Raw genomic sequence first — 6,671 nt, 5'->3', positions numbered from 1 at the left:
TACGACAAGCTCGCGCTCACTTACAGAGGCGGCGCCGTCCTCCGGGCCATCAGCATCTGGCTAACAGCTTTAGGAGACACGCCCTAGGCGACACAGCGGCCAGCCCAACCAAAGTAGACTGGTCCGGAAAACCATTTGAACTTGCAGGGGAGATCCATGGCTGCGATCAACCGTGACGATGTGGCGCATCTTGCGCGGCTCGCTCACATTGAAATGAGTGCCGAAGAGCTGGACCGGATGGCGGGCGAACTCGCCGTCATCGTGGACTCGGTGAAGTCCGTCAGCGAAGCCGCCGGGGAGGATGTCCCGGCCACGTCCCACCCGATCCCGCTGAGCAACGTCTTCCGCGAAGACGTCGTGGGCCACACTTTCACCGCCGAGCAGGCGCTGTCCGGTGCGCCGGACGCCGCAGAGGACCGCTTCAAGGTCCCGGCCATCCTGGACGAGGACTAAGACGATGACTGACAGCAACGAACTCATCCGCCTCTCCGCCGCTGCCCTCGCCGCGAAGCTCGCCGCCGGCGAAGTCACCTCCGTCGAGGTGACGCAGGCCTACCTGGACCGCATTGCCGCCGTCGACGGCCAGGTCAACGCCTTCCTGCACGTCAATGCCGAGGAGGCGCTTGCCGTCGCCGCCGAGGTGGACGCGATCCGCGCCGCCGGCGGGGCTGCAGCCGACGAACTGCACGAACTCGCCGGTGTCCCGATCGCCGTCAAGGACCTGATCGTCACCATCGGCCAGCCCACCACGGCCGGCTCGAAGATCCTCGAGGGCTGGCACAGCCCGTACGACGCCACCGTCATCAAGAAGCTGCGCGCCGCGAAGATGCCGATCCTGGGCAAGACCAACCTGGACGAATTCGCCATGGGCTCCTCCACGGAGCACTCGGCGTACGGCCCCACCCGCAACCCCTGGGACCTGGAGCGCATTCCGGGCGGGTCCGGCGGTGGCTCCGCTGCCGCCGTCGCCGCCTTCGAGGCGCCGCTGGCGCTCGGCACCGACACCGGCGGCTCGATCCGCCAGCCCGGCGCCGTCACCGGCACGGTCGGCGTGAAGCCCACTTACGGTGCGGTGTCCCGCTACGGCGCCATCGCCATGGCCTCCTCCCTGGACCAGATCGGCCCGGTCTCCCGGACCGTGCTGGACTCGGCGCTGCTGCAGGAAGTCATCGGCGGCCACGACCCGCAGGACTCCACCTCCCTCACCGACTCCTTCGACAACCTCGTTGCAGCCGCCCGCACCGGCAACGTCGAGGGCATGAAGATCGGCATCATCAAGGAACTGCACGGCGAGGGCTACCAGGCCGGCGTCGAGAACCGCTTCAACGAGTCCCTTGAGCTGCTCAAGGCCGCCGGCGCGGAAATCGTCGAGGTCTCCTGCCCCAACTTCAAGTACGCGCTGGGTGCCTATTACCTGATCATGCCGTCCGAGGTGTCCAGCAACCTGGCTAAGTTCGACGGCGTCCGCTTCGGCCTGCGTGTGCTGCCGAAGGAGGGCCCCATGACCATTGAGCGCGTCATGGGTGCCACCCGCGCCGCCGGTTTCGGCGACGAGGTCAAGCGCCGCGTCATCTTGGGCACCTACGCCCTGAGTGCCGGCTACTACGACGCCTACTACGGCTCGGCCCAGAAGGTGCGCACCCTGATCCAGCGCGACTTCGACGCCGCGTTCGCCCAGGCCGACGTGTTGATCTCCCCGACGGCGCCCACCACGGCGTTCAAGCTGGGGGAGAAGCTCAACGACCCGCTGGCCATGTACCTCAACGACGTCGCCACCATCCCGGCGAACATGGCCGGCGTCCCCGGCCTGTCCCTGCCCGGCGGCCTCGCCGACGAAGACGGTCTGCCCGTGGGCATCCAGCTGCTCGCCCCGGCCCGCGAGGACGCCCGCCTCTACCGCGTGGGTGCCGTCCTCGAATCGTTGCTCGAAGAGAAGTGGGGCGGCCCGCTGCTTGACCGTGCCCCTGAACTGCAGGCACCCGCGCTCGACGCCGCAAACACTGTGGGAGGTTCCAACTAATGTCTGCCGACACGATCCTCAGCTTCGAAGAAGCCATGGAGAAGTACGATCCCGTCCTTGGCTTCGAAGTCCACGTGGAACTGAACACCAAGACGAAGATGTTCTCCTCCGCGCCGAACGTCTTCGGTGACGACCCGAACACCAATGTCAACGAAGTGGACCTCGGCCTGCCGGGCGTCCTGCCTGTGGTGAACAAGGCCGCCGTCGAGTCCTCCATCAAGATCGGCCTCGCGCTCAACTGCAAGATCGCCGAATCCTGCCGCTTCGCCCGGAAGAACTACTTCTACCCGGACACCCCGAAGAACTTCCAGACCTCCCAGTACGACGAGCCCATCGCGTACGACGGCTACCTGGACATCGAACTCGAGGACGGCACCGTGTTCCGCGTCGAGATCGAGCGAGCGCACATGGAAGAGGACGCCGGCAAGCTCACCCACATGGGTGGCGCCGCGGGCCGCATCCAGGGCGCCGACTACTCGCTGGTGGACTACAACCGCGCCGGCGTGCCGCTGGTGGAAATCGTCACCAAGCCGATCGAGGGCGCGGGCAGCCGTGCGCCGGAGCTCGCCAAGGCCTACGTGGCCGCGGTCCGCGAGATCGTCAAGAACCTCGGCGTGTCCGACGCGCGCATGGAACGCGGCAACGTCCGCTGCGACGCCAACGTCTCCCTGCGCCCGCACGGCCAGGAACGCTTCGGCATCCGCTCCGAGACGAAGAACGTGAACTCGCTGCGGGCCGTCGAGCACGCCGTCCGATTCGAGATCCAGCGCCACGCCGCCGTCCTCGACTCCGGCCAGCCGGTGATCCAGGAGACCCGCCACTGGCACGAGGACACGCGCACGACGACGTCGGGCCGGGCCAAGTCTGACGCCGACGACTACCGCTACTTCCCGGAGCCGGACCTGGTTCCCGTCGTCGCCTCGCGTGAGTGGGTGGAGGAACTGCGCGCCACCCTGCCCGAGCCGCCGGCCGCCCGCCGCAAGCGGCTGCAGGCCGACTGGGGCTACTCGGACCTGGAGTTCCGCGACGTGGTGAACGCCGGCGTCATGGACTCCATCGAGGAGACCGTCGCCGCCGGTGCCAGCGCCTCCGCCGCCCGCAAGTGGTGGATGGGCGAGATCGTGGGCCGGGCCAAGACCGCCGATGTCGACCCCGCAGACCTCGGCGTGAGCCCGCAGACCATCGTTGAGCTCAACGGCCTGGTCGAAGAAGGCAAGATCAACAACAAGATGGCCTCCCAGGTCCTCGACGGCGTCCTCGCCGGCGAAGGCACCCCGGCGGAAATCGTCGAGAAGCGCGGCCTCGCCGTCGTGTCCGACGACGGCCCGCTGCTGGAAGCGATCGACGCCGCCCTGGCCGCCCAGCCCGACGTCGCGGAGAAGATCCGCGGCGGCAAGGTCCAGGCCATCGGCGCGATCGTCGGCGGCGTCATGAAGGCCACCCGCGGCCAGGCCGACGCCGGTCGCGTGCGCGAGCTGATCCTGGAGAAGCTCGGCGTCGAGGGCTAAGGCCGCGCCTTTTCCCAACTGGGTCGCAGTTAACGTCGTTTTGAGCCGTCAAAACGTCCACAACTGCGACCCAGTTTGCGTCTGGATCCACAGCACGCACACAGCTTCCGGGCGCATCATGGAGTCATCAGTTCTTTGCTACCCGCCCCTGCCGGACCGGGGAGGAGCGGAGGAAGGATCAGGCCATGTCCACCATGACTCCGGGCGTTCGCAAGGCCCTTATCGCGGGCGGTATTGCCGTCGTCCTGAGCGGCGGCGGTGCGGCCACGGTCTGGGCCGCCAGCCAGATCATCCCCTCCTACCTGGGCGCTGTGGCAGCAGGCACGGCCTCGCCCACGCCGGCGCCGACATCTTCGGCCACCCCCTCGCCCGGCCCAACGCCGCCAGGCACCCCATCCCACGGCCACGGCCGGCACTTCCCTGGATTGGCCCACGGCTTCGCGGGCATGGGAATCCACGGCGAGTTCACGGTGAAGAACAACGACGGCACCTACACGACAATCGTGACCCAGACCGGCACGGTGCAGTCCGCCGGCGATTCGAACGTCACCGTCAAGAGCGATGACGGGTTCACGCAAAGCTACGCAATCGCGTCCTCGACTTCCATCGTCAGGATCCCCGGCCCTGAATCGGCCACGCAAGGCCGGAAATTCCCGCTTGAAGCCATCAAGGCGTCCGACTTGAAGGCAGGCGACACCGTCCGGGTTTCGGGAACGAAGAGCGGCACAACGGTCACGGCCTCCCACATCATCGCCGGGACCTGGCCCGCAGGGGTCGACAAGGCCATGCCCAACAACACAGCGCCCGGTGACCACGGGCGGCACCACCCCGGCAACAAGGCCTAGCCGGCAGGCGTCTCAACACGGCACTCAATCAGGGGGCTGGGGTTCTCCGCGCCCGCCACCCCCGCTTGGCTGAAATACGATTTTTCTGCGCAGTTTCAATCATGTTCTTGCAAATGTATCCGGCGTCACTTATGGTTTGTTAAACGGTTAACGAGCGTGGCCTGGATCACAGCGGGAATCAGGTGCTGCCGTGCCGCCCACCCGACCCCAGCCAGACTGCATTGCGGCATGAGCAAGAGGAGAACGCATGAACTCGACGACGGAAGCAGTTCCGGCCCTGCCGGATGCTGACCGCGTCCCGGCACATGCCGAAGGGCGCGTCCCGGGCCGCGGGAAGGGAAAACGCGGGAAGGGAAAGCCCCGCCAGGCGAAGCGCAGCAATCCGCGGGCCCAGCAAAGGCAAAGCTTTGGTTCCAGGCTGCGCCGGGACAAACAGATGCTGCTGATGATGGTGCCCGGCATCGCCTTCCTGCTGCTGTTCTTCTACATCCCGATCCTCGGCAACGTCATCGCGTTCCAGGACTACCAGCCGTACCTGGGCATCGGGGACAGCCTGTGGGTCGGCTGGCAGAACTTCGTGGACCTGTTCGACAACCCGGACTTCCTGCGGGCGTTCTGGAACACCCTCTACCTGGCCGCCTGGCAACTGGTCTTCCTGTTCCCGGTGCCGCTGGTCCTGGCCCTGATCGTGGATTCGCTGGTCAGCACCCGCGTGCGCCGGGTCTTCCAGAGCATCGCCTACCTGCCGCATTTCCTGTCCTGGGTGCTGGTGATCGCGCTGTTCCAGCAGATGCTCGGCGGTGCCGGATTCATCAACAACTCCCTGCGGCAGTTCGGCCTGGACCCGATTCCGTTCATGACCAACCCGGACACCTTCCCCGTGCTGGTGGTGGCCCAGATGATCTGGAAGGACGCCGGCTGGGCGATGATCATCTTCCTCGCGGCGCTGGCCAGCATCGACGCGTCCCTGTACGAGGCGGCAGCGGCCGACGGCGCCGGACGCTGGCGCCGCATGTGGCACATCACCCTCCCCGGACTCCGCTCGGTGATCGTGCTGCTGCTGATCCTGCGGATCGGCGACATCCTCTCTGTCGGTTTCGAGCAGTTCATCCTGCAGAGAGACGCCATCGGCGCGGGTGCCGCCGAGGTCCTGGACACCTTCACCTACTACACCGGCGTCGTCGGAGGTGGCTGGAGCTCCGGCGCGGCCGCCGGCCTGGCCAAGGGCGTGGTCAGTGCCCTGCTGATCTACGCCGCCAACAAACTTGCCCACCGCTTCGGCGAGGACGGCATTTTCGCGAAGAAAGTCGGTTGAGTACATGGCCATCACACAATCCGCGGGAAGAATCCGCCTCGGCCGCAAGCCGAAGGAACTGAACTACAACCCCAAGCGCCCGGTCTGGAAGGAGCGGCCCTCGCCCCTCTACCAGACCATCAAGACCCTGGTCCTGGTGTTCTTCAGCGCCTCGATCATCGTGCCGATCCTGCTGGTGGTGTCCACTTCGCTGGCGGACAAGGAACAGCTCGCCAAGGCCGGCGGCTTCGTGCTCTGGCCCGAGCGGCCCACCCTCGAGGCGTACGAGACCATCTTCAACGGGCCCATGGTCCTCAACTCGCTGGGCGTCAGCGCCGTGGTGACGATCGTCGGCACCGTCCTCGCCCTGTTCGTCACGATCACCATGGCCTATGCCACCAGCCGGCCTGTGCTGTTCGGCCGCCCGGTGGTCCTTGCGGTGCTCTTCACCCTGCTGTTCGCCCCGGGCCTGATCCCGTCCTTCCTGATGATCAAGCAGCTCGGCCTGCTGGACAGCCTGTGGTCGCTGATCCTGCCCGGCATCTTCGGGGCCTTCAACTTCGTAGTGATGCGCTCCTTCTTCATGAACATCCCGCAGGAACTCATCGAGAGCGCCCGCATCGACGGCGCCAGCGACTGGACCATCCTGTGGCGGATCGTGATGCCGCTGTCCAAGGCCGTGATCGCCGTCGTCGGGCTGTTCTACGCGGTGGGCTTCTGGAACTCCTTCTTCAACGCCCTCCTCTACATCAACGACCACAGCAAGTGGCCCATCCAGCTGCTGCTGCGCAACTTCGTGGTCCAGGGCTCCGGCGCCGCCGACGGCCTGGGCATCTCCTCGGTGCCGCCCAGCCAGTCCATACAGATGGCCGTGGTGGTGGTGGCCCTGGTCCCGATCCTGATGGTTTACCCGTTCCTCCAGAAGCACTTCACCAAGGGCGTCCTCACGGGCGCGGTGAAGGGCTGAGTTTTTCCGAGCTGTCCATACCCAGTTGAAAGGCATG

At 66.4% G+C, this 6,671-nt stretch carries 6 protein-coding genes; all 6 read left to right on the top strand.

Features of this window, described 5'->3' with window-relative positions; translation table 11 throughout:
- The first annotated feature begins 156 nt into the window (after positions 1-156).
- Entirely contained in the window at positions 157-453 is a 297-nt protein-coding gene (gatC, locus tag D3654_RS01345; protein WP_115787834.1) for an Asp-tRNA(Asn)/Glu-tRNA(Gln) amidotransferase subunit GatC, read from the top strand.
- A 4-nt stretch (positions 454-457) separates the two neighbouring features.
- Positions 458-2,020, top strand: a complete 1,563-nt coding sequence (gene gatA / locus D3654_RS01340) for an Asp-tRNA(Asn)/Glu-tRNA(Gln) amidotransferase subunit GatA (protein ID WP_120519732.1) — start codon at positions 458-460, stop codon at positions 2,018-2,020.
- Positions 2,020-3,528, top strand: a complete 1,509-nt coding sequence (gatB, locus tag D3654_RS01335) for an Asp-tRNA(Asn)/Glu-tRNA(Gln) amidotransferase subunit GatB (RefSeq protein ID WP_120519731.1) — start codon at positions 2,020-2,022, stop codon at positions 3,526-3,528. The genes gatA and gatB overlap by 1 nt, the downstream gene beginning before the upstream one ends.
- 185 nt (positions 3,529-3,713) lie before the next feature.
- Positions 3,714-4,373 (top strand): hypothetical protein, encoded by a 660-nt coding sequence (locus tag D3654_RS01330; RefSeq protein ID WP_205571699.1) that lies wholly within the window; start codon positions 3,714-3,716, stop codon positions 4,371-4,373.
- Positions 4,374-4,620: 247 nt separating this feature from the next.
- Positions 4,621-5,688, top strand: coding sequence for an ABC transporter permease (locus D3654_RS01325; protein ID WP_120519730.1), 1,068 nt, complete (start codon positions 4,621-4,623; stop codon positions 5,686-5,688).
- 4 nt (positions 5,689-5,692) lie between these two features.
- A complete protein-coding gene (locus tag D3654_RS01320; protein ID WP_120519729.1) occupies positions 5,693-6,634 on the top strand; it encodes a carbohydrate ABC transporter permease in 942 nt (313 codons plus the stop codon).
- The last annotated feature ends 37 nt before the right edge of the window (positions 6,635-6,671 follow it).

Origin of the sequence: Arthrobacter celericrescens, from assembly GCF_003614925.1 — a bacterium.
Classification (GTDB): domain Bacteria; phylum Actinomycetota; class Actinomycetes; order Actinomycetales; family Micrococcaceae; genus Arthrobacter; species Arthrobacter celericrescens.
This window is presented reverse-complemented; position numbering and strand designations above follow the sequence as displayed.